Genomic DNA, 26754 nt, shown 5'->3' on the forward strand with positions numbered 1-26754 from the left:
CACCTTTCCATGTCAGATCGACAGCCTCGGCGTTACTGAATCCGAGGGCCGCTGCAAGACCGACCATCATTGCTATTTTTTTCATGCTCTTTTGGGTTGGTTGATGTTGTGAGTACACAAAACTTTTTCGCATCATTTTTGCTCTCCAAACATACCATTAGTAGTGTTAAGGAATTGTTACGGGAGTGTTGCAGGATTGTGAACAAAAAGCGGAGAAGGGTGGAGTGTGATGTAACTTTCTGGTGGATTCAGAAATCGCTGTGAATAAAGAGGGCAATGCCCTGCTGCCTGCCGGTTTTTTTATCTGGCAGTACGGGAGGATCCGGAGGGTGAAAGCTGGTTTTAAAAAGTGGTTTTCGGGGGGAATGCGTTGCTGAAGGAGTTGATTGCCATGGTAGAGGAGAGCCTGAACCCTTCGCCGTAGGTGACGCCGATCTGCTCGCCGAAATAGCGGGCTCGTGCTTCCAGTCCGGTAAGAAACTCCGGACGTTTGATCAAGGTTTCCGGCTCTCCGGTTGTTCCTTCACGGTGGAATTGCGATGCAAAGGCAAGAACACCTTTGCGTGAAGCGGTAAAGGTTTCCGAAACATCTACAATCAGTTGCGGTTCAAGGTGTTTGAACTGGATGTAATAGAGCAGATGGTGAGGGCGGTGAGCTTCCTGGAGTGATCCGTTCAGGCTGGTTTCAAGCTGTTTCAGCCCGGCATAGTAACAGGCGTCAGTGACCAGTTTTGATGATTTCGAGTGGTCGGGATGCCGTTCATCCGGAGGGTTGCAGAAAACCACCTCCGGTCTGAAGGCTCTGATGACCCGGATGATACCGGCAAGGTTCTCTTCGGTGTAGAAAAGTTTCGAGTCTCCAAGGTCGAGGGTTGTGCGGCACTGGTAACCCATTACGGCGGCAGCACGATCGGCCTCAGCGCGCCTTGTTTCAGGAGTTCCGGTTGTTCCCATCTCACCTCTTGTCAGGTCGCAGACTGCAACCTGACGGCCTTCGCCGATGATTTTCAGCAGGGTGGCTCCGCATGAGAGTTCCACATCATCAGGGTGGGCACCGAAAGCAAGTGCATAGACCTTTTGAGCTGCTCTATCCGGTTCTCTTCTCATAATTGTAGTTATATTCTGACGATCTCGATTTGCTTATTCTCCACTACCCGGCTTGTCTTCTGCCGATAACCAAGAAAATCCCAACAATGCTGAAAGTAAAGATAGTTCGCCTTAACAAACAAGCAGTTCTTCCGCTTTATGCAACTGCCCACGCTGCAGGAATGGATATTTCAGCCTGTATTGAAGAGCCCCTCACCATCGAGCCCTTGACAACAGCACTGATTCCTTCCGGTTTTGCCCTTGAACTTCCGGAGGGGTATGAGGCACAACTCCGGCCAAGAAGCGGTCTGGCACTTCGATCGATGATCTCGCTGCCGAACAGTCCGGCTACCATTGATGCCGATTACCGTGGAGAGGTCAAGGTTATTCTCATCAATTACGGACGGGAGCCGTTTATTGTCCGCAATGGTGACCGGATAGCACAGATGGTCGTGGCAAAAGTCGAGAAAGTCTCATTTGAAGAGGTCAGTGAGCTTTGTTCAACGGCAAGGGGTGACGGGGGGTTTGGGCATACGGGAACCGGCAGGCAGTGAAGATTATGGCGGCAGCCCCCGGCTCGGGTGGGGGTTTGATCAGCCTGTTTTCAGATACTCAAGACCAAACTTGTCAAGCTTTCTGTAGAGCGTTGCCCTGCCGATACCAAGCATGCGGGCGGTTTTTGTAAGGTTGCCCTGTGAAGCCTTGTAGGCCTTGATGATCGCATCCCTCTCATGCTCTTCGAGCGAATAGGATATCTTGCTTGCCGCTTTCTGATCAGATAAAACAGGTTCGGCCAATTTTTCCGGTACGGTTTTCTCTGTGGCGTGCGTTCCGGCTGAACCCGGAATAAGAGCAGAGCGCAATGTTTCGATCAGGTTGCCTTTTCTGGTTACAGCAGCCCGCTGTACGGCATTTTTAAGCTCCCGTATATTACCCGGCCACTGATAGCCGTCAATACTGTCAAGCGCATCCGGAGCCAGTTGAAGCGATTCCAGATTGTTGGCACTTGAAAACTCGTCGAGAAAATGGCGGATGAGAAGCGGAATATCTTCGGGACGTTCCCTGAGGGGGGGGGATATACAGGGGAAACTCCTCAATGCGGTAGTAGAGATCCTCCCTGAAAAGATTGTTTTTGATTGCCTGTGAGAAATCCCGGTTGGTTGCCGAGATGACCCTGAAATTGACACTCTTTTCGCTTTTTTCTCCAACGCGCCTGATTTTTCTCTCCTGGAGAGCACGAAGCACCTTTGCCTGTACGTCTGAATCCATGTCTCCGATCTCATCAAGAAAAATCGTGCCGTTGTCCGCCTGCTCAAAAAAACCGGTAGAATCAGTGTTTGCTCCGGTAAATGAGCCTTTGACATGGCCGAATAGCAGACTGTCGGCAAGATTGTTGGAGATCGCTGCGCAGTTAACCGAAACAAACGGACCTTTTTTTCGTTTGCTGCCGTAATGAATCGCCTCGGCAAACAACTCCTTGCCGGAACCGCTCTCTCCGATAATAAGTACGTTCAGGTCGGTCTCCATGACCTGAATGACCTGCTCCATGGTATGTTTTATTACCGGGCTGGAACCGATAATTTTTCTGAACAGGTTCTGACTTTTCAGCTCTTTCTGAAGCAGCTGCACCTGACTTTGCAGGGAGGACTCCGCCAGTGCATTGCGCATGACAATTTCAAGCCTGTCGATGCTCAGGGGTTTGGTCAGGTACTCGAAAGCTCCGAGTTTAATGCATTTGACTGCATGGGGGATATCGTGTGAAGCCGTAATCATAATGACAGGCGTCACAATATTGTGCGCCTTCATGTGCAGCATCACTTCAAAGCCATCTTTCTTGGGCATGTTGATGTCGAGCAGAATGACATTCGGAGCCTGCTCTGTCAGGCATCGAATGCACTCCTCACCGTCCTCTGCCACGATGGGAACATAGCCCATTTTCTGGACAAAATGGCTGAGAATCCGGCGCGATGTATTGTCATCGTCAGCAATGAGCACAACACTTTTTTTGGTTGCTGCAGTCTTGCTTCCGGTATAGCGATTATATTGACCCTCTTTCAATGCACCTTTCGTTTGCCTGCTTCAGGGGATCAGGTTATCGCTTTGCTGTGATAGCCTAACCCCCCTCAAACCATTATTCATCAGAGATTTCCAACTCTTTCTGTACAGTTTTTCCTGCTCTGTTGCCCGGTATTGAGTTTTCGCGGTCAGATTTTCGGTTTCAATACTGGTGAGGGTGTTGATACTGGTGCCGGAGGCTTTGCTGCTGCTACAGGAGCCGCGGCAGGAGCCGGAGCTGATACAGGAGCAGCTGAAATTGCAGGTGCCGATACCGGTGCCGGGTTTTTAACTTCAGGAACAACCTCTTTCTGGGTGAAATGAATCTCCTTGACCTCTTTTTTGTGGCGATCTTCACTGCTGCCGATTTTTGCAGATGACATGGCATTGCCGACAAGTTGTCCAAGACCTGCACTTACATTGTCAAACAGGTTCTGTACCTGGCCGGAGCTGACTGTCGAGACTGCTGAATTCAGATTATCGAGCAGGTTTTTAAACAGTTTACCGAGTTCCTGAAACGAGCTCTGTACCTGTTCGGAGTTCAGTGTGGCGGTCACACCATCAATCAACTGTCCTGATACCGTGTTGACGTTATCGATCAACTTGCCCGAAACCGAATTGACATTATTGATGATGCCCTGTACAGGTTCGGATTTGATGGTAGTGGTAACACCGTCAATCAGTTGTTCGGTCGCTGAGCTTACTGTGGTGATAATGCCCTGGACGGATTCAATGGTTGAGTCAATCAGAATGCCGACATTGCCGATCAGATTGGCCATATCGCCGTTGCCGACATTGGACTCACTGCTTTTCTGTACAGCCGGTTTTGGTGCGCCCGCAGGCGTGTTCAGTTCTTCTGCCATAGTGGTATCTTGTTATAGGTAGATAATTAATTGTAATTACCGGAATATAAGAAATCTATTTACCAAGTCCGCCACCGTTGGATGTATTTTGACCGGGATTATGACGGACGTGCCCCCGTCTATAAGACCACTTCTTCTTTGTAAAAATTCGTTTGCTGAACCTGAAATTCTTCCGGTGTCAGCTTCCCTAAAGAACTGTGCGGGCGGATCGAATTGTAATCCGCCTGCATAGATGAAATGAAGAGCGGTTAGGATCATTTTTGGCTTTTGCCACTCTCCTTTTGCAAAAGAACTCCCCCTCTCTTTTGCTCGAACCATAGACTACAAGAGGATGCGGCGTTACAGCTAATAGAAAAAAGACGAAAAAACTTTGATTCCTGGCAGTATGGCCCTTTGTGGCAAGGATGTTGTGCTTTCGAGAGGGAGAAGATGCGGCAGAGTCAGTTGGAATTTACTCCGGATTTATTCGACGATGATTGGAGCCGAAAAACAGTACCCTGAACCATGGACAGTTTTAACGGGACTTTTATAGTCAAGCTTATCATTTTTACGTCGCAGGCGATTCACCAGTGCAACAAGGGCACGATTACCGGAATCATTATTTTTATAGTCAAGGGCCTTCAAAAGATCTTGACGCAAGATGATCGAGTTATTGGATACAGCCAGCACTTGCATGAACTCAAACTCCTTTGAGGTGAGTTTTATTTCATCACCGGACGGGGAACACAGCGTAGAGCTTTTGCGTATAAGTTTCCAGTACTTTTGTGCACTTTCTCTTACCGGTTCGGATTTTTTTATCTCATGATTGTTGGAGTGTTGTGCGTCAACACGTCCAAGAATACTGTTTATAGTTGCTGTGAGCTCGGAGAAGTCGACCGGTTTAACCAGATAGATATCCGCTCCGGATTTGTATGCATTAATTTTGCTTGACTGAGATGAATCTGCAGTCAGCATAATAATGCGCATATCGGTATTGTTTCGAATGTATTCAGCAAGCACCAAACCGCTCTGGTCCGGCAGGCCGATATCGATAATTACCAGTTGAAAAAATTGCTGTGAGAGGATCTGATAAAATTCCAGGGCGGACGCTGAAGCTGTAACTTCAAAACCGGTCAGTTGAAGGTATTCTATAATACTTTCACGGAAATCATTATCGTCTTCGACAATGATAATTCGTTTACCGTTCACGGTGGATGCAGATGAGGTTGTTTCCATATGTTAATATATCATAAATCTTAACATTTTAATGCTTTATACGGCTCTGTGGGCCGCCGGGGCAGAGTGTACAGCTACTCATTTTCGTGCATAAGAGGGAGGCGGACGGTTATTTCAGTAACTTTGTCAATACATGATAATGAAATCTGCCCGTTGTGCTGATCGATGATGTTTTTGACCAACCACAATCCAAGCCCTGCCCCGGCAGTGCCAACGGCGTTGCTTCCTCGTTTGTACTTTTCGAAAACGGTGCCCTCTTCTGACGGGGAGATTCTGTCAGACCTGTTGCGTATGCTTATGACCACTGCATTGTCTTTAATATGGCTATCCATTTCGATTGCTGATGCAGGAGGAGAGTACTTGCGGGCATTATCAAGCAGATTGAAAATGGCCAGTTTGATTTGAGACGGATCGCAATAAATTTCAGCATTGTCGAGCTGTCCTGTGTAAAGGATAGTGCGGTTATCCCACATATTACGGAACGACTCAACTTGCGAATCAACAAGCGGAGCAACCGGGAAAGGGACGGGTTCTAATGTTGTTTTTGACCCAATAACGCGGTTCTCCTCTAAGGCGATTTCCATCACCTCTACAAGTCGGTTAATAGCATTGTCAATCTTCTTTATGTGGCGGATATTCGGGTTATCGTCGCTTTTATTTTTAAACTTTATGATGTTGAGCTGGCCACGGATAATTGCCAGGGGAGTTCGGTACTCGTGAGAGATCATGTTGATAAAGTGGCGCAGATGTTCCATCTCGTCATGAAGCTGCTCGGTGCGCTCAGCGACAATCTGCTCCAACCGCTCAATGCTTAGCTGTTGCAACTCCTGCATCGTGATATCAGTCATCATCACCAGAATACACTCTCTGCCCTCAAGAGTAAAGTGCTCTCCGGAATAGAGTGCATGAACTATCTCTCCGCTTTTTTTTCGGAATGAAAGCGGTTTATTTAAAATCTTCCCATGTTCATTGAGCGTGGTGACATTATTTTCATAATCTTCGTCCTGCATATACACGCGGAGCTCTTTTATGGTTTTACCTATAACTTCTTCTTTTGTATATCCGAAAATTCGCAGCCACGCATTATTGACATCGAATAATTTGCCATCGTGAACATCAATGATAGCAATAGCAACAGGGGAGTGATCAAAGATCGTTCTGAATTTGAGCTCACTCTCCCTGAGTGCACTCTGAACCTTTTTTTGACCGGTGATATCCTGTACAATTCCTAAAACATGACCTGTGTCGTTCTGATGGTCATACCTGAATGCACCGGTAACGCTTATCCATCGTAACTCACCCTCCGCAGAGTGAATCCGGCACTCAAAACTATAGTTATTCCGTTCTTCAATCGCGTTCAGGATAAGAGCCTGTTTATCGGCGCGCTCTTCGGGTATGATATGATCGAAAAAGTTCTCAAGTGACCATACCGGCGGTATTGTTTCATAGCCGAAAATATGAGCGTGTTCAAGTGTCCGGGCTGTGTTGCCATCCTGAAGATTAAGGTCCCAGACCCCGATATGACTGTTTTCAAGAATGAAATTCAGCCTTTCCTGACTTCTTCTCAGCTCCTCTTCTATCTCTTTTCTCTCGGTTATATCGATAATGGTGCCGATGAAGCGTTCAACGTTTCCATCCCGGTCAAACAGGGGCATGCCTCGCGACATGAGCCAGCGTATGGAGTTGTTATCATAATAGATACGATATTCGCTATAAAGCTCGGTTTTATTTTCAGCGGCACTGGCCGCGGCAAGGATTGCCATCTCCCGGTCATCAGGGTGAATCGTGCTCGCCCAGAATTCAAAAGATGGTTTCGGGTTGTCCAGTTTCATCCCGTGTAACAGGCGGGCCTCTTCCGACCAGGTGTTCTCTCCTGTAATCAGGTTCCACTCCCATGTTCCGGCCCGGGCAGCTTCCAGTGCCTGTTTGAGGAGGTTTCTGCTCTCAACGATCTCCCGGTCTCTCTCTTTTCGCTCGGTAATGTCCATAACAGTACCGATGTAATGAGCAACCTGACCATTCTCATCCAGCAGGGGCATTCCTCGACACATGAGCCAGTGAATTGAGCCGTCAAGGTGACAGACCCTGTACTCCATGTTTATATCGATCTCTTTCTGAACTGCCGACATGACGTTCTGAAATGTCACTTCCCGGTCATCAGGATGCACGGTACTTGCGCAGAGCTTGTGCGTCCTGGCCATACTGTTAGGCTCCAGTCCGTATAACGCCCATACATGATCCGACCAGATAATCTTGTCGGCAGTGACGTCCCACTCCCAGACACCTGCATGCGTTGCATCCAAAGCAAATGAGAACCTTGTCTTGTTGGCGCTGAGTGCAAGCTCTGTCAGTTTCTGATCGGTTATATCGATGATTGTCCCGATATACCGTATCGCCTGACCGTTGTCATTGCATATCGGCTTGCCTCTGGAGAGGAGCCAGTGAATTGAACAATCAGGGTACAAGACGCGATATTCAATATTCAGTTCGGTTTTGTTGCGTGCCGCATCGCTAACCATCTGAATTACCTTTTCCCGGTCATCGTTATGAATGGACTTTGCCCAGAGTTCAAAAGATGGTGAGCCATCAGTACATTCGAGTCCAAATAACGGCCAGATTTCATCCGACCATATATTCTCATTGGTAGTCAGGTTCCATTCCCAAACACCTGCAGAAGCGGCCTTCAGTGCCTGATTCAGCCTCGTCTTGCTTTCGCTGAGCGCAATCTCCGTCTCTTTGCGTTCGGTAATATCGATAATGGTTCCGATGTAGCGAGTGACTGCTCCATCAGCATCGTGCAGCGGCATGCCATGTGATGTTAGCCAGTGTACGGAACCATCAGGGTGAATGACTCGATATTCAAGAGAGGCTGCACTTCCTTTACTGACAGCGTTCCGTATAATCCAGGCTGCCATTTCGCGGTCATCGGCATGTACGGTATCAACACAGAGCTGATTATTCAAAGGGAGACTGTTTTCCTTCAATCCGTACAATCTCCAGACCTGTTCAGACCAGCTCAGTTCATCGTTTTTTACGTTCCATTCCCAGATTCCTGAATGCGAGGCGTCCAATGCATAGCTGTAACGCATCTTGCTTTCGCGGAGTGCAATCTCTGAACGTTTGCGCTCGGTGATATCAATGCCGATGCAGAGAACGCAGGGCTGCCCATCAATGAATATTCTGCTTGTTCTGCTCAACAGCCATAATGTATCACTGCTCCCATGAGGGTGAACCTCTATTTCTCTGGCGTCCTCAATTCCGGAATCGAGAATTTCCATGATTTTTTTTCTGAGCATACCCATTTCTTCAGGGCAAAAGAATTCGCTTGCCTCAATGCAGGACTTTTCAGATTCCGGTTTACTGAAAAGCATATTCTCTGCATATTGATTTCCGAAGATCATCTTGAGGCTGGCATCCAGGATGATGACGGAAAAGGGAATCGCATCAAGAAGGGTTGTTTTGATAGAGCGCTCTTTTTGCAACTCCCGGAAAATCTGCTTCTGTTCGGAAATATTCTGAATGGTGATGAGCAGCCGGGTAATGCCCTCTTCCTGTAACGCTAACGGTGCGATGGTAACCTTTCTTATATCCCTGTCATCAGCAAAAACGACGCGTTTGCCGGTTCTGAGAACCTCTTCACTCCTTTCTCGATGATATATCGCCAGTTCCGGCAGATGAGCCACGTTTTTGATCAGATCGTAGACACTGGTGCCAATACACTCCTGCGGCTGCATGTTGAATTGGGTGGCAAACAGGCTGTTGGTATCAAGAATAACCCCTTTTTCATCTATGATATAGACGGCATCAGGAAGGGCTTCCAGCAAGGCGGAGAAGCCCGTCTCATCGGAACGGGTCCTGTCGGAATGGATATTGTTCGTATGCATCAACAAAGCAAGGTATTGGATTATGTTCCTGCAGTAGACCCCGGTTTTGCAGGATGCAGGGAATAATCGTAAGTAATATAAATGAAGAGCCGTTCGGAAATCACAGCTTATTCTGCTTACAATTCATACAAAAAATCGCTTTTGTAATATAATAACTGTAACAGGAAATAATGATTGATCATTAACTGACCGTCATCGAGGATGGGATAGTCGGTGTGGTGAAAACAGGAGCAGATGCCGGGTTTCAGTTTCCCCCCCGGATTATTGCCGCATACGCAAGCTCACTCGGACTTTTTCTGAGCAGAACTGTTGCCAATAAATTTGTTTAACAGTATTACTATAAGAACCCCGCCAAGAAAAAAACCAACAGGCGCAAAAAATGTCGTGTATTTTAATATTTCGCTATTCATGATTGTGGAATACCCGTCTTAGGTTAAGTAAGGTTATCTGAGAGTATCAGAATGTTTTGGCGTATTTTTATGAAAATTTTCAGAGAAACAGCTCGGGTTTAAGTGTTTTGGTGAACCGGTTCATTGCGTAGTTGGCAAGCCAGACCCAGTTCATCGGTTTGCCTTTCATGCGCTGCATAATTGCTCGTCCTTTGTAAACCTCTTTCTGAAGTTTGACAAAGTTTTCGAGCAGTTTTTCGCCCTTCATCTTGTTTGGCTCGAACATGTAGTGGTAGGTGTCGTACTTGTCCCAGTCGAAGTGACGGATACGGGGCTTCATCTCGTCGAAATAGGGGGTGCCGGGGAATGGGGTTACAAGAGAGAAGACCGGGAACTCAATCCGGTTCTTCATAATGAAATCGTAGGTGAGCTGGAAGCTCTCTTCGGTATCGTTGTCGAAGCCGAACATGAAGTAGCCCTGGATGGCAATGCCGTTCTTGTGGAGATTGTTCACAACACTCTCATAGTTTCCCAGCCGGTTTGACCCTTTATGGACGCTTTTAATCGTTTCCGGATTGAGCGATTCAAAACCGATGCTCAAGAGATCGCAACCGGAGCGTCCGGCCAGTTCGGCGACCTCCGGCTTGTCAAGAAAGTTCATGGAGATATTGGCGTTCCAGTGCACGCCGAGTTTTGCCATCTCTTCGAGCAGAGTAAAGAAGTACTGTGGTCTGAAGCTGATGTTGTCATCCATGAAGGAGAAGTTGATCTTCTCCTTGTTGAGTCTCTTTTGGTGATAGCGCATTTCGTCAAGCACCAGATCAAGCTCGCGGTAGCGGTAATTCTTGCCGTAGATTGTAGGTGTGGTACAGAAGTTGCACCCTACCGGACACCCCTTTGTTGCAAGGATGGGAATTCGTGAACTGTATTTTTTTGCCGAGGGAGAAGAGAGGGCGTAACTGAAATCAGGGTGGATCATGCTGCCCATCGGCTTGAGCTCTTTGGCACGGTAGATTGGCTTCATTTCGCCGTTCAGTACATCGGCGGCCAGCTCCGTCCAGATCGACTCTATTTCGCCGTAGACCACGCTGGTGCAGTGCGAGGCGGCCTCATCATGCAGCATGGTGGGATGAACCCCTCCAAGGATAACTATCTTGCCCTGACGCAGTGCAGCGTCACCGATCCGGTAGGCCTGTGATGCATTCAGCGTGCGAGAGGTGATGGCGACAACGTCAAATCCGGAAAAATCTTCAGGCACTTTGTCGCCGAGACGTTCATCAATAAAGGTTACATCAAAGAATTTTCCGACAAGGGAGGCAACCATGATCAGATTCAACGGCATGCTGACCGTACCGGAATCCACCATCATACTGGTCTTGCTTACAGGTTGAACAAGAAGCCACTTTTTCCTTGTTTGTTTTTCTGTTGTAATACTTTCGCGTGATTGCACAGTATAATTTTTCCGGGGAAGTATCGTCTTTTCTTCTTTCAGCATGCTAATCTGCTCTCTCTTCGTAATAGTTAATTCTGATAAATGCGAAGGTCAATCTTCAGGCGCCGAATCGTCTCTGGATTTCCTTTGATGGTTTTGCATAACCTGATTTCAAAGGGGAACTTCCACGGTAACTGCTGCTCATGGAGTTTCCACCATACAGATAGGGATATGCATTGGCTCCGAGCCTTTTGGTGCACTTGCCAACGTTTTCGAGATAATCACCGACAATCCACCACGTACCGTCAATGAATACTTCAACAAGTCGGCCATAAGCTTCTGCTCCTTGTACAAATGCGCCCTGGGTTTTGTTCATGATTTTTGAGGATATCGGTTTATGTTTTTGATTGTTTGTACAGAATTGAAAACAACTGAAGCATTGCTTGACAGGCATGCTTCAATCGTTCGTCAGGCAATTTTGTTGCCCCATATTGATCGATTCCAGAAAGTGTTTATAGCGTATTTTTTGATATAGTTTTCAAGCATATCGATAAGTTCATGCGCTGAACAATTGATGCTTTTTGCCTCAACAATCGCCATACACTCCTCGATACTGTTAGATGTCAGAACTCTGACGCGAAACACTTCATCAGCTTCAAGCTTTTCAATCAAGCCATTTGACTCTTCTGGTGTCATAACGTTATTGTTTGATTGTCTGATATTGTTTTCTGTTCCGGTTGAAAATCCACAGTGAGTGCTCTGACGCAATCTCAATAACTCATCACCACCGTCCCGGTTCTCTTTCGGATGCGTCCACAGTTCCGCTTGCCCTGATATGCGGCAGCTGTCGGAAGTCGGCGGCTCTGTTGTTGTATCTGTAGATATTTTAATAGGGGAACGGGAGCAGCAGGCCGGCTCCTTTTTTTGCTTTTGCAGCCAATTGAAGGACATAATCACTTCATCTTATTTTTAGGGGGATCACAAAAGGGAACAGCTATCAGGAGTTGTCCTCTGCCAGCCATTTTCTTTTTGAATTTAAAAAATATATTATTTTTATTATAAATGTCACAATAAATATAAGACAGTGTTCAATGTCCTTTGCAGCCTCTCTTTGTTGGTGGTTCTGCTTTGTGAAGTAAAGTTTTAGGGCCGATAATCAGTTTTTTATTGTCCTCTCGCTTCGTGTATTTATCGTGTAATATGTTACAAATATTACGCGATAAATGATTGTTGGTGTCGGGAGTGGCGAGTAGAATGAGCGGCTCTCCCAGGAGAACTATTCAGCAGGATTTCGAAATAGGGTTACAATTACTATCAGCAATCAGCCGAAACCGGGCAAAGGAAGCCATGGTAAAAGCCCGTCAGAAAGGATTATCAAATACCTTGAACGTATCGATATAAGCGATTATGTATATGAAAAATAACTAGTTAGAATTTTTCTGCAAAGTGTGTTCATATTCATTAATCAAACAAAAATAAAAGTCATGGCAAATGAAACTACTAACGAGGCTGTTAACGTGGTTAACAACCTCATGGATGTGGTCGGAAAGCTTGCTCAGCAGCAGATTGAGCTGATCACATGCGGGATCAAATCCGTGTCTGAGGCTATTGAGCCTTTAAGCAAAAATACTGCCGAACTTGCCGGTAATGTTATCAATGCATGTAATCAGATGTTGACAAGCGTAACAGAGTCAATAACACCCAATAAGTAAGGTGTTCAATTGAGTGGAAAGCACAGCATACTCTGGTATGTGGTGCTTTCCGTTATACTCTCATCACTATTCCTCACAACCTATGTCCGGTACAGAAATTTTATCATTAAAACTCCCGTCCGAAAGAGTTACAGGTCTGTCAATGATGGCTCCTGTGATCGGCTTGCCTCTTTTTCTTCATGCATTAAGCGGAGCTTTCGTTGCAGGCCTTGGCGCCGCCGCGATATCAACCGTCATGGCTCCTTTTGCAGGAAAGATTTTGCAGGCAACAAAGGGTATGCCTCTTTTACCTTCTTTTGATATCAAGCCTGCAATGCTTGAAACATCACTTGTTGAACATGTTCCGATTACGATCTCTGTCCAGGAGTCGGTAATCTGAACGTGGTGAAACGCTTAATTCTTGTGTTTAAGGCTGAAACAGAAGCGGCATGGGTAAGCGCTTTTTAAGATTCATGCAATGGTGCAGATAATCATTTTTCTTGTCAGGTAAAACTGTTCAAAAGATTATTGATTGTTGAATTTCCGAACGCTAATTATTGAAATAATAGCCATGATGATAAGACTTTTATGGATGGGTGCTGTAAAGGAAGCATGGGATTCATACATAAGAAAGTTAAACAGGGATATAATGCCTCAACGTATGGATATTCATCTCAGTCAGCAGATTACTATGGGGGGAACTCTCGAAGAGTTCGCCGAGATGGTTTTTACAGAGGGATTTGCTGCAGGTGAAAAGTATACCAAGGCTTTGATTCCAGGCAGCGGGAAACACGATCCGAGTATCAACTGAACAATATTATGGACCAGAATGATATAAGGCAATAGTTGTTCCATTTCAATAATTGAACATTAATCATTCTCCTGCATCATGTTTTCAGATAGAAGAGTCATGCGACAGTTTTGGTTTAGCTGGTATTGCTTGAAATGGCTGTTAATGAAGAGAGATTATGTCTACCATTTATTTTCAAGCAGAGGCCGAAAAGGCGAGCTGTTGTAATCCACACTATACTTATTGTTTATGGGTCTCATTTTGTCTATGAGATAAAATTCCGGCCATTTGAAATAATTTTTATACACAACACAAAGGTATTACAAAGGAGGTTGTCCATATGATTCCATCTAATCCAGCAAACTTAGTTAAAACAGCTGTGGGTGTAGCTGGGGGGACAGTATTAATAGCTCCGGTTGCCCTGCCGGTCTTTTCCGGTCTTGCCGGAATTGCCGTTGTAGGAGTCGGGATTTTTGCTGTTGGCTCGCTTGCTGTCAAGGCTGCGGGAGCAATCAAAGAGATAGGCAATCCATTGCAAGCCAAGAGCCCGCAAAGTTAACACGGATACAATCCCATAAATTTTCTGAATGGTGATGGTGTATGCATGTGTCCGTCAACGTCAATATCAGAAAGAATGTATTGGTGACCCGGAAAAACGGGGAGCAAAACAGGGGTGTTTCGATTTGTCAGGTACCCGGATTTTTAATCAGGCTAAATAAATACGAAAATGATGTTTCAAGAGAGTATGGTACTGCCCTCCCTCTACTCAAGGGATGATCAAACGCTCATTGAACGCTGGATACATCAGGGCCCGGCATACAGGGAAAATGGTAACCTTGACGATTCAAACAGAGTCGCAGAGATTGCACTCTCTTCTGTTCAGGGCCGGCTTCCTCAAGCTTCACTCGTACAGGAAGATGGTATTGTGGTTAATGGACGCAAACACTGGGATTGTCCTGTTCAGATGCGAAATAATCTTTTTGCTCCAATTCATATCTTTGAAATTAACCGCGACAATGCTCATGCCGGATTGTCATGTGTAGAAGCCTATTATGCTACCCTTCTGCCAGGTTACAATATTTACGCAGTTACCATCTCGTATGGTTCAGAAGATCCTGAAGGATTTTTTGATTTAGCTATCGGTTTTTTCCATGTTGACAATGTCGAACAGATTACTGCTGAAGCATCAAGGGTTATCCTGTCATGGTGGCAGGTTCGGTATCAGGAATTGAGTTGCAGCAGGTAGGAGGAGTTGTTCAATACGCTTTGATTGATGTTCCAACAGCTATTCGGTTATGATACGAGGTTTCCAGTAAAGTGAAAACGCCTGATGGAGTTATCCGATAACCTGATTTCATCGATTGATGCCTGCAACTTATTGTTGTGCATTACGTTCTGCGATACAGGAAATATAAGGAGAAATTCAAGTTGCATGAGATTCTGCCGTTAAGCTGGATAAGGATCCATGGTATCCGTCCAGTTTATCGGGACATCGCACTGCCGTTTTCCCGTACCCGATGGATTTCCTGTGCTGACATACCCTACGACTACACACTTCAGATTCTCTACGAAGACCTCTCTCGTTCATATCCTGACGGGTATGTTTTACGAGGATGTACTCCCTCAACCGGAACATTTTTTTTAGAGCGAAACTGCATGACACTGAGAACCGGAGCTGAAGCAGTTCTGGAGCTGAACAGAGCGCATCTGGAGAGAAAAACTGTTCGGAGTTCGCTCGTGAGGGGAGCCAGGCAGGGGTATGTGGAGGAAATTCAGATGAATGAAGCAAATCAACAGCTTTTTGAGCAATTTCGGTGCGAGACAAAACATGCACATAAACCGCAGCTCCGGTATCTGTTCAGGGAAAAACCTTCAGGAGTATGTCGCTGTTTCGTTTTTCGCGCTTATTCCGGTGAGTGGCTTGGGGCAATAACCCTTACACTTCGGGGTGAAATGGAGGTACACACTGAACTGATGCTCAGGCACAGGAGTGCTCCCGGAGATATCATGGAGTCTCTTGTCGCTGGCATTTTTGAAATTCTTAAACGTGAAGGATTTCTTGAGTGGAGCCTTGGAGAGGTGCCGTTTATGATGTTGATGCAGAATCCGGAAGAGCCGCTCACTCCCATGGAGCAACTTATGGTCTCTCTGGTTTCAAACTGGAAACATGTATATGACTTTGAGGGTCTGTACCGTTTCAAAAACAAGTTTGCGCCGCTATGGCGTCCTGTGATGCTTTGTACCAACAGTAATCTGTCGCCGTTCATGCTTGCTCAACTTGCTGTATCTATGGGCTTTACTGATATATTGACCCATGAGTCCCTTGGCATATTCCGTCAGAGTCTGATATCAGCCTGAAACGGTCATTTGCATTATTCTGTATCAGACTTCTGTTGCCTGTCTCTTGTTCTTATTTCAGAATGCCTTACGCGGAGCTTGATGTCGATTATAGTGTCACGCATACTGAGGTCATACGTTTTATTATTTGTCGGAAAATCTCGGTTGCTTCAATTTGTTTTGTCCTGTAGACGAATGCGCCAACAACCGGGAGCGGATGTCGATGGAAACGGTTTTGATGATCTGCGTTCGGGGCATCTGCCGGTGAAGGGAGGGTTCATTCGGTAATGACCCTATGCAAAAGCATATACGGTAAGGCGATAACGGTTCGGTTCGACCGGAGCCAGTTATTGGAAAAGTGTTCTGTGTTGTATTTACCAATGTTTCATCAAATGAATTTTCCGGGGTTCCCAGGAGTAATACCCGACAGTTTTCAGCTTCCCGTCAACAGCATTCTGCTCAACGATGTAAAAGAGCAGTTGAAAGTGATGTTTCCCGTATTTTTTAATCGGGAGCTCCCAGCATACACTCAGGCGTTGCGATTCAGTATAGTGCGTCGGGTCCGTTATGTCGGGAACCGGGTATAAACGGGAGGTCAGAACACCTGTTGGCTTTGTTTTGAGCCCTTGATTACCGGCATTGACAGGAACGGCCCCCTTTTCATCAAGCAGAATAACCTTGTAGAGCATTACATAACGCATATCGATGGCCGTGGTGCTGACACGCCAGCGGAGCACATCCTCAGTTCCTGCATTCAGTTCCAGACTATCCGAACCATGTCCGCGATGCACACTCTGCAAGGGTGCTGCAACCATAAACGCATCTTTTTGTGCAATTGCCGTTGGCGCAATGGTATCCTGGCTCGGATGCGGGTAGTGTTGGCGAAGCATGCCGGTGTCTACTACCATTTTGATATCAATAATCATTGGTGTTTACTCCTTGTTATGCATCGATCACTGCTATGGATTGGATAAAAGAGCTCCTTCTGTTCAACCAACTCTTATTCGATAAACAGTTGGTCACTCACGCCGGGAAGGCGTGAGTGACCGGTTTTTATCCGATAACATTGATAGTCGGATCCCAGTAGTAGTATCCGAAGGTGCTCAGTTTTCCGGTATTCGGGTCTTTGTTCACAATATAGAACCAGACCTGATAACCCTCGGTGCCCTGTATCAGTACTTCACAACTGAGGAAGACATCCGCCTGGGTGCTCGACGGCTGATAACTCGTTGGATTTCCGGGGTCGGGGATGGGTGTCGGGGGATAGGATACCCGCATGGCCGGAACGGTCGTGACCTCTTTTCCGCTGAACTTGACGATTTTGTAGATGATAGCCGCCTGATCGGTGTTTCCGCTCAGGGATTCTGAACGCCACCGGATGGTGTCATTGACCAGTGCGTTGATACTGAGATCTGCCGTAGCCTGTCCACTGGCCACAACGGCCTTTTGTGTCACCATGAAAACGTCAGCATGCTGAATACCTATCGGATTGCTGGCACTGCCTCCCCCCTTGTACTTCTCTTCAATGGTTACGGTGTCGAACATGACATCAATGTTGATGGTTTTTGACATAGTGTTAACCCTCCTCAACGGTTATGGATTGATGTGGACTCCTTTGATCAGACAACAAAGAGGCGAATCATGCAGCCGAACGGCAGAGGGCCGTTTCTTGCCGCTCCGGGATCCGGCATGGAGCTGTGCCTGCTGCTTGGATTGCTCTTTACGGAATATAATACGTAATAAAAATATAAATAATACGGTTAAATTATCTTTTTGGTGCGGCTGATGATAAGGGTTTTTGTGCCTGATTGAATGCTGAATGAGTATTAACACACGTTAATAAGTGCATTTACAACATATTTATCAGGAGGATTGGCAGTTTGATCAACGGGATTGACGGGTAGATTGGTCAGAGCTGCAGGGAGCATGCAGATACTATCTGATATTCTCCCGGTAGTAGCGCTTCAGGCTCTCCTGATCGGCACCGAAGGCGTGCATGAGATGGATGGCGGCGAAGTTTATCTGGAGGGGGATGATGCCGTTTTGCTGAAACTTTCTGGCCGATGTGGTCACCTCTGTTTCGAGGATATGGACGGGAGTGTGCGCTTCAATGCGACGGACCATATCGTAATCCTCCATAATCTGCATCACTTCGTCAAACCCGCAGATCTTTTCAAAGAGGCTTCGCTCGATAAAGAGTGACTGGTCTCCGCCACGGCAGACCGGCAGCGGAAACTGCGTGAACCATCCGAAGAGGCTCATCAGCGGATTTTCATCATCAAACCGCATCCTGAAACAGCCCGCTCGCCTTCCCTCACTGGCCGCCCTGCGGATATCGTCAGGGAAGGTTGCGGGAGGCAGGGTATCGGCATGCAGAAAGTAGAGGATCGACCCTTTGGCATGCCGTGCTCCGGTGTTCATCTGCACGGCACGCCCTTTGGCACTTCTGCACACCCTTACCGGAAAGCTGGCAAGAATTTCGGGAGTCCGGTCACTGCTTGCATCACTGACAATAATTTCAATATCCTGAGCTTCCCTGACAAGATTCAGGAGTCCCTTCATGGAGTCAGCGATCCCGGCCTCTTCGTTAAAGGTCGGGATGATTATACTTATGGGCACGGGGACCATAAGGTGCTGTTTTTCAGATCCTCCAGCGTATCAATGTCCGACAGCTCCCTGAGCTGCTTGAAGCTGATATTGAGTCGCAGGAGAATGTCTACACTCTCCTGAAGCACATCCGGGTTGCTCCACTCCCGTTCCGAAAAGAGTTCCGGTATTGCTTTTTTCATTCCGATCAGGTAAAAGCCGCCATCTTTTGCCGGCCCGATAACGGTGTCGGCGTGATCAAGTGCCGAAAATGCCTCTTCGATGATCTCCGTACTCAGTTCATGGCAGTCTGTTCCAATGAGTACAATACGGCGTGCACCGGTTGCAAACCCGGAACTGAGAGCGTGATGCATGCGCTCGCCAAGATCCGATCCCTGTTGACGACGGGCAACGCTTTCTTTGGTGAGGAGAAGATCTTCAGTAGGGATAAAGTCTGAAAAAAACAGCGCTATTTTTGCGTTTACCGATTTGGTGATTAATGCGGTATGGCTTCTGAGGGTTTCATAGATCTCAAGGGCTTTGTTATCCCCGATGGCGGCAGCCAGCCGTGTCTTGACCTTGCCGGGGATCGGGTTGCGGGTGAAGATGATCAGCAGTCGTCCGTTATTCATAAGAGTGACCCCTGACAGCTCGATCCCGCACCTGCACTGCACCCGTAACAGTGCTGCCCGAGGGTTATGGTGCGGTTCCGGAGTTTGGTCTCACTGAACTCGCTGATATGCTGCGGAGCCGGTTTTCTGGTCGGCAGATGAAGCATCTGGTTGAAATCACAATCGTAAAGTGTTCCGTCCCAGCCAACGGAAACGGTGGTTCTGCACATCATCTTTTCCACTGCAAGCGGATTGTAGCTTTTTTCGAGGAGCGTCATGTACCTGCAATACTCACCGCTTTCAAGCAGGTCGCTGAGAAAGCGGCTGATCGGCATATTGGTGATGGTGTAGAGATGGCTGAACACAATACCGAACTCATCGGCAAGATGCTTGCGGTACTCCTGTTCAAGCGCGGCCTGGTGACCGGGCAGCACCCGGCCCGGAGGGTTATAGACAAGATTGAGTTCAAGACCGCTCTCCTCCAGGCCGTAGCCGAGGCTGTTGAGCAGTTTGAGTGCTTCGATGGAGCGGTCGAATACTCCCGTTCCTCTGACCTGATCTACAACTTCGCGTGTAAAGCAGGGGAGTGATGCGATGATGTTTACCCGCTGCTCTTTGAGAAAATGCGGCAGAGCGCGGTACGTTTCGGTTGTTGTAAAAAGCGTAAGGTTTGAGCGAACAAGGATCTTCCCCTCAGGCAGGCATGCTCTGATCTTCTCAATGAACCAGAGGAATTCCGGGTTCATTTCCGGGGCGCCACCGGTAATATCAACGGTTTTAATGCTGCTTCCCTTCAGGGCTTCAAGGCAGAGCTCCATGGTGTTGCGTGTCATCATCTCCCGTCGATCCGGACCTGCGTCAACATGGCAGTGGCGGCAGAGTAGGTTGCAGGTGTAGCCGGTATTGATCTGCAGTACCTCAATCTCAGCCGGACGAAGCGGCGTGTATCCTGACCGGGCAACTCTTTTGGCAAAAGGAGGAATACCGCACTCGGTCTCTTCGAGCAGTTTTACCTGTTCGGCTGGCGGGGTCGCTGTTCCCGGACGGTGACGGGGTGAGGGTGACTTGTCCATAAACGTCTCCAATCAGCCTCCCAGCTTGCTGAGAAGCTTTTCTGCGACCTGCTTTCCACTCAGTGCAGCCCCCTCCATGGAGGCGAGGTATCGCTGATCGGTGTAATCACCGGCGAGAAAAAAGTTTTTTATCGGGCTGATCTGGTCCGGGCGGTACTGATCGACATCGGGTACAGCCTTGTATACCGAACGGGGAATTTTGACCAGTGTTGATTTAAGCAGTTTTGCATCACGGGATTTCGGGAAGCGGTCGTGAATATCGTTCATAACCATGCTGATGATGACCTCGCCCGGCATATCCATCAGGTTGTGGGCCGGAGCAAGAACAAGGCTCATGACGCTTCCTCCGTTTGCTGTTCCCATGCCCTTCTGGAAATCATCGGGGCAGGTCAGCGAGACGTCGGCAAAGGTTGCAAAGGTGGTGCCCTGCGAAAACATCAGATTATCGGTATCGGTAATCTTTCGGTCAAACCAGAGCTGGCAGTTTGCTACCGGGCTCCCCTCGAACTGGTGCAGATTGCGGAAGTAGTCGTGGGCCAGCCACTCGACCGGCAGTACGGTTTTAATGTTATGTACCGGAAGTGCTGAAATATAGGCGTCAGCCGTGATGGTATGGCCGTCGCGAAGCACAGCATGTTTAATGGTTTCGTCGCTGTTGAGCTCGAAGCGTCCCAGTTTTGCATCAACAAAAATCCGCCCGCCCTTGCTTTGTATATACTGCCGCATCGGTTCGATCATCGAATCACCGGGGTTTTTGCGGAAAAAACCGAACTTGGTTGCCGCGTAATCGGTGCCGAAATATTTGAATATGGTAATCATCGGCCGGGCGCTGATCACATTGGGCTCAATGAAGTTCATGGCAAGGGCAATGGCGCGCCACAGTTTCTGCAGTGAGTGTTCCGAGGCGCCTCTCAGGTGGTGCCATTCGGAGTAGGTCATGTGGTCCTGGCTGCGGAAATACTCCTCATTTCCGGCCAGGGCGGGGAAGAGGCCCTTGATGAGGGATATCTTGTCCCACATGGTGAGAAAGTCCGCCTGCAAACCTCCGACAACCTCAGCCCAGGGGCTTGGAAGGTTGGCTTTTTTGAAAAAGGATTGTTTTCCGTCACTTTCGGCATAGATAAGAGCGTGCTCTTTCCAGCTGTAGTTGTTTTCAGCACCTACATGCTTGAGATAGTGCTGGAGTTGTGAGTATCCGCCAAAAACGATATGCAGTCCCGACTCTACCGAATCCCCGTCGCTATCCTTCCAGACAGAGACCTTCCCGCCGAGCACTTTGCGTTTTTCATAAATCTCTACCGAATGGCCCTTATCGACAAGTTCTATTGCTGCACTGAGCCCTGCAACCCCTGCTCCGAAAATTGCTATTTTCACCGATTAGCTATGATTTTTATTGGAAAGGTACGTGGATTGCCTGATTCAGGCCGGGTAATATACGTAAAGATAGACCGATAACGAAAATCGGATCATACCGGCATTCGACAGGAGGAATTAATTGAGTTACCCTTTCAGGGCTCTGAGTGCCTTGTCAATTTCTGACAGTATTCTCATTCCGAGCCGGAATGATTCACTGACGAGAAAGCGCAGATCCTGATTTGCCGGGCGGCGCGGAACAGGCGGAAATCCTCTTTTTTCTACAGGCTTTCCTTGTATCGCATTGGTTTCAACCTTATTGTTCTCTCTTTCAGCCATGGAATAAAACAATAACTGATAACGGGTTTGAAAAAACCACCTCTTCCTGTGGACTCTTGGGGTGATTTGGATAAATTGCAAAAACAACCAAAAGAAAACAACCCGCAACAGTCTGCCATCGCATAAGTAGTTCTGTAATCGCTATTAGCCCTAAATAATTTAAGATTTTCGATGAAAAGGTTGTGAAATTTAAAGAAAATGGTTGTTTATTTCTTACAATTGTGTAATTTTCACTAAATTTGATAAAACAAAAACCGCTTATGTCCGGACATCTTGATCTGATTGATCTGAAAATCATCGAGTCTCTTGGTGAAAATGGCAGGGTTCGGTTGAGTGAGCTTGCTGAAGTGGTGGGCCTTTCCATACCATCAGTCAGCGAGAGGCTCGACAAGCTGCAGAAGAACGGCATTATCAAAGGTTTTAGCATGGAGGTTGATGAGCGGCAGCTCGGTTTTGACATTCATGCGTTTGTACGGGTAAGAATTGATTCATCCAAGCACTATAAATCATTTATGGAGCATGTGATGAAGGAAGATGAGATTATGGAGTGTTTCTCCGTTACCGGTGAAGGGTCGCATATTCTGAAGGTTATGACCCACAACACTGCATCGCTTGAGCAGTTTCTTTCAAGAATACAGAGCTGGCCGGGAGTTCTCGGCACCAACACCAGTTTTGTGCTCTCCCAGCTCAAGAAGAACAAAAAAATAAGTGCAGAGATTGTCCGCAGCAATCTTCAGGATCGTCAGGTTCTGATCACCTTTGATGAGAAGAAATCAAGAAAATCATAAGGCAATTTTTCATTTTTTCAGTAACAGGCAGTATCCAGCAAATCAACAAGGAGGTTCTCTTGAGCAGTGAAAGTAAAATTCCGGTATCCACTTACTTTGGTGCGATGACCTTTGATCAGAAAGCCATGCGTGCAAGGCTTCCCAAAGAGGTATTCACGGCATTGCAGGGCACCATCAAGGCAGGTAAAAAAATAACTGAGGAGATTGCCGGTGTCGTTGCACACGGCATGAAAGAGTGGGCGATGGAGAAAGGCGCCACTCATTACACCCACTGGTTTCAGCCGATGACCGGCTCCACGGCAGAAAAGCATGATGCATTTTTGTCGATTGACCGTGACGGCACACCGATCGAGCGTTTTTCCGGCGAACAGTTGATCCAGGGTGAACCTGATGCATCAAGCTTTCCGTCCGGCGGCATGCGCACCACCTTTGAAGCCCGTGGCTACACCGCATGGGATCCTTCAAGTCCTGCATTCCTTATGAAGGGCGGCAAAGATCTGACTCTTTGTATTCCGACCGTCTTCATCTCCTATAATGGCGAAGCTCTTGATGCCAAAACGCCGCTTCTGCGTTCCATGGATGCTGTAAGCAAATCCTCCATCAGGCTTCTTGAGACCCTTGGTGTCAGCGGTGTTTCACGCGTTAAAACCTTTGCCGGTTGCGAACAGGAGTACTTCCTGATCGACAGAAAATACTATACCGAACGTCCTGACCTTGTCATGTGCGGCCGTACCCTGCTTGGCGCTCTCCCTCCGAAAGGCCAGCAGCTTGAGGACCACTATTTCGGATCGATTCCCGACCGTGTTCTTGAGTTCATGCAGGATGTTGAGCACGAGCTCTATCTGCTTGGTATTCCGGCAAAAACCCGTCACAATGAGGTTGCACCCCATCAGTTCGAGATTGCTCCGATTTTTGAAGAGGCCAACATTGCCGTTGATCACAACCTGCTTGTCATGGAAGTGATGAAAAAGATTGCCGAAAAGAAAGGCTTTGCTCTTCTTCTGGCTGAAAAACCGTTTGCCGGCATCAACGGCTCAGGCAAACACAACAACTGGTCAATCGGCACCGATACCGGCATCAACCTGCTTGATCCGGGTGATACTCCTGAAAAGAACATTCAGTTCCTTGTTTTCCTTGTTGCCGTTCTTGGCGGTATCTACAAGAGAGCTGATATTCTCAGAATGTCTATTGCAAGCATGGGCAACGACCATCGTCTCGGTGCCAACGAAGCTCCTCCTGCTGTGGTTACCGTCTTCCTCGGCGAGCTGCTTGAGCGTGTGCTTGATGCAATTGAGAGCGGCAAGGTAGACCTTAAAACCGAAAAACAGGTGCTCAACCTCGGTCTGGCACAGGTTCCCGAGGTCAACAAGGACTATACCGACCGCAACCGTACCTCACCGTTCGCCTTTACCGGCAACAAGTTCGAGTTCAGGGCTGTCGGTTCATCACAGGCCGCTTCTGTGCCGAACATGGTGCTCAACACCCTTATGGCCGAATCGGTTGACCAGATGGCTGATGCGATTCTTGCCAAAATCAAGGCAGGAAAAGAGAGGGATTCAGCAATTCTTGAGACCCTCCGCGAGCAGATCACCGCAACAAAGGCAATCCGCTACCAGGGAGATAACTACAGTGAAGCCCTTCAGCAGTATGCGAAGGATAACGGTCTGCCTAACCTGAAGAACACTCCTCAGTCTCTCAGGGTGCTCCTCAAGAAGGATGTTCAGGATGTGTTTATCAAGTATGGCGTCCTGACTGCCGAAGAGACCAATTCACGTCTGCACATCCGTCTCGAGCGCTATGTCAAGGGTATCGATATCGAAGCCCGCACGCTCCAGCTTATGCTGAAGACCTTTGTTATTCCTGATGTTTCCGAATATCAGGGTGATATCGGCAGCTCCTTCAACAACCTGCTTGCTGCGGCAGAGGCTATCGGGCTTTCCGACAAGGCAATCAAGAGCCAGGCCGATCATCTCAAAAAACTGGCCGAAAACCTTTCGACCCTGATTGATTTGACCGGTGAGTTTGATGAGGCCGTTGAAAAGCTTGAGACGCTTGACAGCGAGTTTGATAAAGCGGATTACTGCGCCGACGTCCTGCTCCCATTCATGGTTAAAGTCCGTGAAGTTTCGGACAGGCTTGAGCTGATGGTTGACCGCAGCCGCTGGCAGCTTCCGACCTACTCGGAAATGCTCTTCGAGCACTGAACACAATCAGCATGAACAAACAAAAAAGGTCCGCACTTGCGGGCCTTTTTTGTTTGTCTACTCTCCGATGATTTTGATGAGCACCCGCTTTTTTCTCTTGCCGTCAAACTCGCCGTAGAAGATCTGCTCCCAGGTTCCGAAATGGAGCCTCCCTCTGGTGACGGCAACCATAACCTCCCGCCCCATGATCTGGCGTTTGTGGTGGGCATCGCCGTTATCCTCTCCGGTTCGGTTATGCTGGTAGCGGCTGAGCGGTTCATGCGGAGCCAGCTCTTCAAGCCATTTTTTGTAGTCCTGATGCAGTCCCGGCTCGTCATCATTGATAAAGACCGATGCGGTAATGTGCATCGCGTTGACGAGGCAGAGCCCCTCCTGAATGCCGCTCTCCTCCAACGCTTGCTCAACTTCGCCGGTGATATTGACAAAATCCATTCGTGCAGGTATCTCAAGCCAGAGTTCCTTGTGGTATGATTTCATGTTTTAAGAGGTGGTTAATTGAGGTGCCATGATGGTATTGGCCGTACGCGTATTCATTTCATCCCGGAAGTTACCATTTTGATTTGAGATCAAGCGCTATTTGCGATCACCCATATACCGCACGCTTCGTCTGGTGTTCAGTTGATCATTGCTGTTTTGCTCAAGGTATTGAGTAAAACTATTATCCTCCTTGAAACGAGTTGAATCAGAAAACGCTCTCAGTTTCGATCCCTGTGAACTCTTTGCCTGAACGGCATTCCGCGCAGAAGGATGGATGCGTAACGACACCCGTTACCTCGGAATGGAGTAGCTCGCTCTGACCCCATTTTTTGAAAGCAGCAGTTGCCATAACTGGTTTGTTCTCGATCTGAACCCGCCCGTGCAGCTCAAGAGATAGTACCGCCACATGCGCTGAAACGCTTCGTCGTAACGGGGTGGCAGCATGGGCCACTGCTTCTCGATATTCTCATACCACGCCATCAGTGTCCGGGCGTAATCATCATGGGTAAAGACATGCCAGTCTTCCAGCGTAAACATTGCCTCATAGCCTGATGCGATCTGGCTCGCTGAAGGAATGTTTGCGTTGGGAAAGATGTACTTGTTTGCCCATGGTTCAACGCTTGTGCTTGAGGTGTTGCCTCCAATGGTGTGCAAGAGCATCAAGCCATCCTCTTTCAGACACTCATGAGAAATTTTGAAATACTCCCGATAGTTCTTGTATCCAACATGCTCGAACATGCCGATGGAGTAAATCCTGTCGTAACTGCCCGTCATTTTGCGGTAGTCGACAACTTCGATGGTAACCGGCAGACCGGCACAATTTTCGCGGGCTATGGCAGCCTGCTCGGTTGAGACCGTTATGCCATGAACGGAAACGCCGTAGTGTTCAGCCGCAAATTGTGCAGCTCCACCCCATCCGCATCCGATATCAAGCACCTTCATTCCCGGTTTGAGCTGCAGCTTCTGAAAAATCAGATGGAGCTTCTTCTCCTGTGCCTCTTCAAGGTTATTCGCCTCTTTCCAGTAACCGCAACTGTAGAGCATCCGCTTGTCAAGCATTGCTTTAAAGAGGTCATTGCCGATATTGTAGTGCTTCTCTGCAACCCTGAATGCTCTTGAAGGGCGCTGCATATTGTATAGCTTGCTGATTACCTTCCCGATGAGCATGACAGGAGGGGAGAGTTTATGCTCCGCCCTTGAATCGATAACCCGGTAAAAAAACTCTTCAAGCCGCTCACAATCCCACCACCCCTCCATGTAGGCCTCACCCAGGCCAAGATTCCCCTGGGAGACAACGCGGCGATAGATTGCCGGGTTATGGATCCGGATATCCCACGCTCTCTCTCCCCCTATTTTGATATCGGCATCATCAAGGATGCGCTCAAACACGCTTTTGTAAAAGTCATTCAGCATGATGCGATGATTTTAGGGTGGATGAGTGTAAGTACGATGAAACAACGGTTTATCATTTTAATACGTTCAAACGGGGGGTGTTGAGTCACTTCACCGCTGGCAGATTGTCAGCTCAAGCAAGGGGGGGATTTGGTATCAAACCGGTTTGACCAGCAGCATTTTTTGATG

At 47.8% G+C, this 26754-nt stretch carries 26 protein-coding genes and 2 pseudogenes; 10 read left to right on the top strand and 18 right to left on the bottom strand.

Annotation, left to right across the window (positions count from 1 at the left end):
* Positions 1-342 precede the first annotated feature (342 nt).
* Positions 343-1107 carry a bacillithiol biosynthesis deacetylase BshB1 gene (gene bshB1 / locus G9409_RS08960; RefSeq protein WP_166808443.1) on the bottom strand — a complete coding sequence of 255 codons (765 nt, stop codon included), beginning with the start codon at positions 1105-1107 and terminating at the stop codon, positions 343-345.
* Positions 1108-1193: 86 nt separating this feature from the next.
* On the opposite strand from bshB1, the gene dut reads away from it, so the two are divergent.
* Positions 1194-1640, top strand: coding sequence for a dUTP diphosphatase (dut, locus tag G9409_RS08965; RefSeq protein WP_166808444.1), 447 nt, complete (start codon positions 1194-1196; stop codon positions 1638-1640).
* Between the two features lie 39 nt (positions 1641-1679).
* Here the strand turns inward: dut and G9409_RS08970 are convergent.
* The 8 genes and pseudogenes from G9409_RS08970 to G9409_RS09010 form a co-directional block, all read right to left on the bottom strand.
* Positions 1680-3144, bottom strand: a pseudogene (locus G9409_RS08970) (sigma-54-dependent transcriptional regulator).
* Between the two features lie 146 nt (positions 3145-3290).
* Positions 3291-4004 carry a chlorosome envelope protein H gene (gene csmH, locus G9409_RS08980; RefSeq protein ID WP_235923286.1) on the bottom strand — a complete coding sequence of 238 codons (714 nt, stop codon included), beginning with the start codon at positions 4002-4004 and terminating at the stop codon, positions 3291-3293.
* 119 nt (positions 4005-4123) lie between these two features.
* A pseudogene (locus G9409_RS12050) lies at positions 4124-4243 on the bottom strand (integrase core domain-containing protein); the annotation flags it as partial.
* A 223-nt stretch (positions 4244-4466) separates the two neighbouring features.
* Complete coding sequence (locus G9409_RS08990; protein ID WP_166808446.1) at positions 4467-5219, bottom strand: response regulator transcription factor; 753 nt, start codon at positions 5217-5219, stop codon at positions 4467-4469.
* Positions 5220-5293: 74 nt separating this feature from the next.
* Positions 5294-9103 (bottom strand): PAS domain-containing sensor histidine kinase, encoded by a 3810-nt coding sequence (locus G9409_RS08995; protein WP_166808447.1) that lies wholly within the window; start codon positions 9101-9103, stop codon positions 5294-5296.
* A 489-nt stretch (positions 9104-9592) separates the two neighbouring features.
* Complete coding sequence (locus tag G9409_RS09000; RefSeq protein ID WP_166808448.1) at positions 9593-10987, bottom strand: B12-binding domain-containing radical SAM protein; 1395 nt, start codon at positions 10985-10987, stop codon at positions 9593-9595.
* A gap of 55 nt (positions 10988-11042) precedes the next feature.
* Positions 11043-11300, bottom strand: a complete 258-nt coding sequence (locus G9409_RS09005) for a bacteriochlorophyll c-binding family protein (RefSeq protein ID WP_166808449.1) — start codon at positions 11298-11300, stop codon at positions 11043-11045.
* Between the two features lie 92 nt (positions 11301-11392).
* A complete protein-coding gene (locus G9409_RS09010; RefSeq protein WP_166808450.1) occupies positions 11393-11881 on the bottom strand; it encodes a hypothetical protein in 489 nt (162 codons plus the stop codon).
* A 527-nt stretch (positions 11882-12408) separates the two neighbouring features.
* Between G9409_RS09010 and G9409_RS09015 the strand changes: the two genes are divergently transcribed.
* From G9409_RS09015 to G9409_RS09040, 6 genes are all read left to right on the top strand, one after another.
* Positions 12409-12636 carry a chlorosome envelope protein B gene (locus G9409_RS09015; RefSeq protein WP_166808451.1) on the top strand — a complete coding sequence of 76 codons (228 nt, stop codon included), beginning with the start codon at positions 12409-12411 and terminating at the stop codon, positions 12634-12636.
* Positions 12637-12778: 142 nt separating this feature from the next.
* Positions 12779-13015: a hypothetical protein gene (locus G9409_RS09020; protein WP_166808452.1), complete on the top strand. Its 237-nt coding sequence runs from the start codon at positions 12779-12781 to the stop codon at positions 13013-13015.
* A 171-nt stretch (positions 13016-13186) separates the two neighbouring features.
* Positions 13187-13426: a hypothetical protein gene (locus G9409_RS09025; protein ID WP_166808453.1), complete on the top strand. Its 240-nt coding sequence runs from the start codon at positions 13187-13189 to the stop codon at positions 13424-13426.
* Positions 13427-13784: 358 nt separating this feature from the next.
* Positions 13785-13964 carry a hypothetical protein gene (locus tag G9409_RS09030; RefSeq protein WP_328700132.1) on the top strand — a complete coding sequence of 60 codons (180 nt, stop codon included), beginning with the start codon at positions 13785-13787 and terminating at the stop codon, positions 13962-13964.
* Between the two features lie 186 nt (positions 13965-14150).
* Positions 14151-14651 (top strand): hypothetical protein, encoded by a 501-nt coding sequence (locus tag G9409_RS09035; protein WP_166808455.1) that lies wholly within the window; start codon positions 14151-14153, stop codon positions 14649-14651.
* A gap of 182 nt (positions 14652-14833) precedes the next feature.
* A complete protein-coding gene (locus G9409_RS09040; RefSeq protein WP_166808456.1) occupies positions 14834-15763 on the top strand; it encodes a phosphatidylglycerol lysyltransferase domain-containing protein in 930 nt (309 codons plus the stop codon).
* Between the two features lie 353 nt (positions 15764-16116).
* Here G9409_RS09040 and G9409_RS09045 read toward each other — a convergent pair whose 3' ends face one another.
* Complete coding sequence (locus tag G9409_RS09045) at positions 16117-16668, bottom strand: AidA/PixA family protein (protein ID WP_166808457.1); 552 nt, start codon at positions 16666-16668, stop codon at positions 16117-16119.
* A 127-nt stretch (positions 16669-16795) separates the two neighbouring features.
* Positions 16796-17314, bottom strand: a complete 519-nt coding sequence (locus G9409_RS09050) for an AidA/PixA family protein (RefSeq protein WP_006366984.1) — start codon at positions 17312-17314, stop codon at positions 16796-16798.
* 33 nt (positions 17315-17347) lie between these two features.
* Between G9409_RS09050 and G9409_RS12120 the strand changes: the two genes are divergently transcribed.
* The gene (locus G9409_RS12120; protein ID WP_268896868.1) at positions 17348-17482 is read left to right on the top strand and encodes a hypothetical protein; all 135 of its coding nucleotides are present in this window, start codon (positions 17348-17350) and stop codon (positions 17480-17482) included.
* A gap of 195 nt (positions 17483-17677) precedes the next feature.
* On the opposite strand, the gene G9409_RS09055 is transcribed toward G9409_RS12120, so the two are convergent.
* The 5 genes from G9409_RS09055 to G9409_RS09075 all read right to left on the bottom strand — a co-directional run bounded on the left by G9409_RS09055 (position 17678) and on the right by G9409_RS09075 (position 21704).
* Positions 17678-18370 (bottom strand): TIGR04283 family arsenosugar biosynthesis glycosyltransferase, encoded by a 693-nt coding sequence (locus tag G9409_RS09055; RefSeq protein ID WP_166808458.1) that lies wholly within the window; start codon positions 18368-18370, stop codon positions 17678-17680.
* A complete protein-coding gene (locus G9409_RS09060) occupies positions 18352-18960 on the bottom strand; it encodes a TIGR04282 family arsenosugar biosynthesis glycosyltransferase (protein ID WP_166808459.1) in 609 nt (202 codons plus the stop codon). Before G9409_RS09060 ends, G9409_RS09055 begins: the two co-directional genes overlap by 19 nt.
* The gene (gene arsS, locus G9409_RS09065; RefSeq protein WP_166808460.1) at positions 18957-20012 is read right to left on the bottom strand and encodes an arsenosugar biosynthesis radical SAM (seleno)protein ArsS; all 1056 of its coding nucleotides are present in this window, start codon (positions 20010-20012) and stop codon (positions 18957-18959) included. Before arsS ends, G9409_RS09060 begins: the two co-directional genes overlap by 4 nt.
* A gap of 12 nt (positions 20013-20024) precedes the next feature.
* On the bottom strand, positions 20025-21386 hold the full coding sequence (locus G9409_RS09070; RefSeq protein ID WP_166808461.1) for an FAD-dependent oxidoreductase: 1362 nt from the start codon (positions 21384-21386) through the stop codon (positions 20025-20027).
* 126 nt (positions 21387-21512) lie between these two features.
* Entirely contained in the window at positions 21513-21704 is a 192-nt protein-coding gene (locus tag G9409_RS09075; protein ID WP_166808462.1) for a hypothetical protein, read from the bottom strand.
* 260 nt (positions 21705-21964) lie between these two features.
* Between G9409_RS09075 and G9409_RS09080 the strand changes: the two genes are divergently transcribed.
* Positions 21965-22492 (top strand): Lrp/AsnC family transcriptional regulator, encoded by a 528-nt coding sequence (locus tag G9409_RS09080; protein ID WP_166808463.1) that lies wholly within the window; start codon positions 21965-21967, stop codon positions 22490-22492.
* Between the two features lie 59 nt (positions 22493-22551).
* Positions 22552-24696, top strand: a complete 2145-nt coding sequence (locus tag G9409_RS09085) for a glutamine synthetase III family protein (RefSeq protein WP_006366990.1) — start codon at positions 22552-22554, stop codon at positions 24694-24696.
* A gap of 57 nt (positions 24697-24753) precedes the next feature.
* Here the strand turns inward: G9409_RS09085 and G9409_RS09090 are convergent, their stop codons facing one another.
* Positions 24754-25173, bottom strand: coding sequence for a secondary thiamine-phosphate synthase enzyme YjbQ (locus G9409_RS09090; RefSeq protein ID WP_166808464.1), 420 nt, complete (start codon positions 25171-25173; stop codon positions 24754-24756).
* A gap of 291 nt (positions 25174-25464) precedes the next feature.
* The gene (cfa, locus tag G9409_RS09095; protein WP_166808465.1) at positions 25465-26586 is read right to left on the bottom strand and encodes a cyclopropane fatty acyl phospholipid synthase; all 1122 of its coding nucleotides are present in this window, start codon (positions 26584-26586) and stop codon (positions 25465-25467) included.
* Positions 26587-26754: the final 168 nt, after the last annotated feature.

Source organism: Candidatus Chlorobium masyuteum (genome assembly GCF_011601315.1).
Lineage (GTDB): Bacteria > Bacteroidota > Chlorobiia > Chlorobiales > Chlorobiaceae > Chlorobium > Chlorobium masyuteum.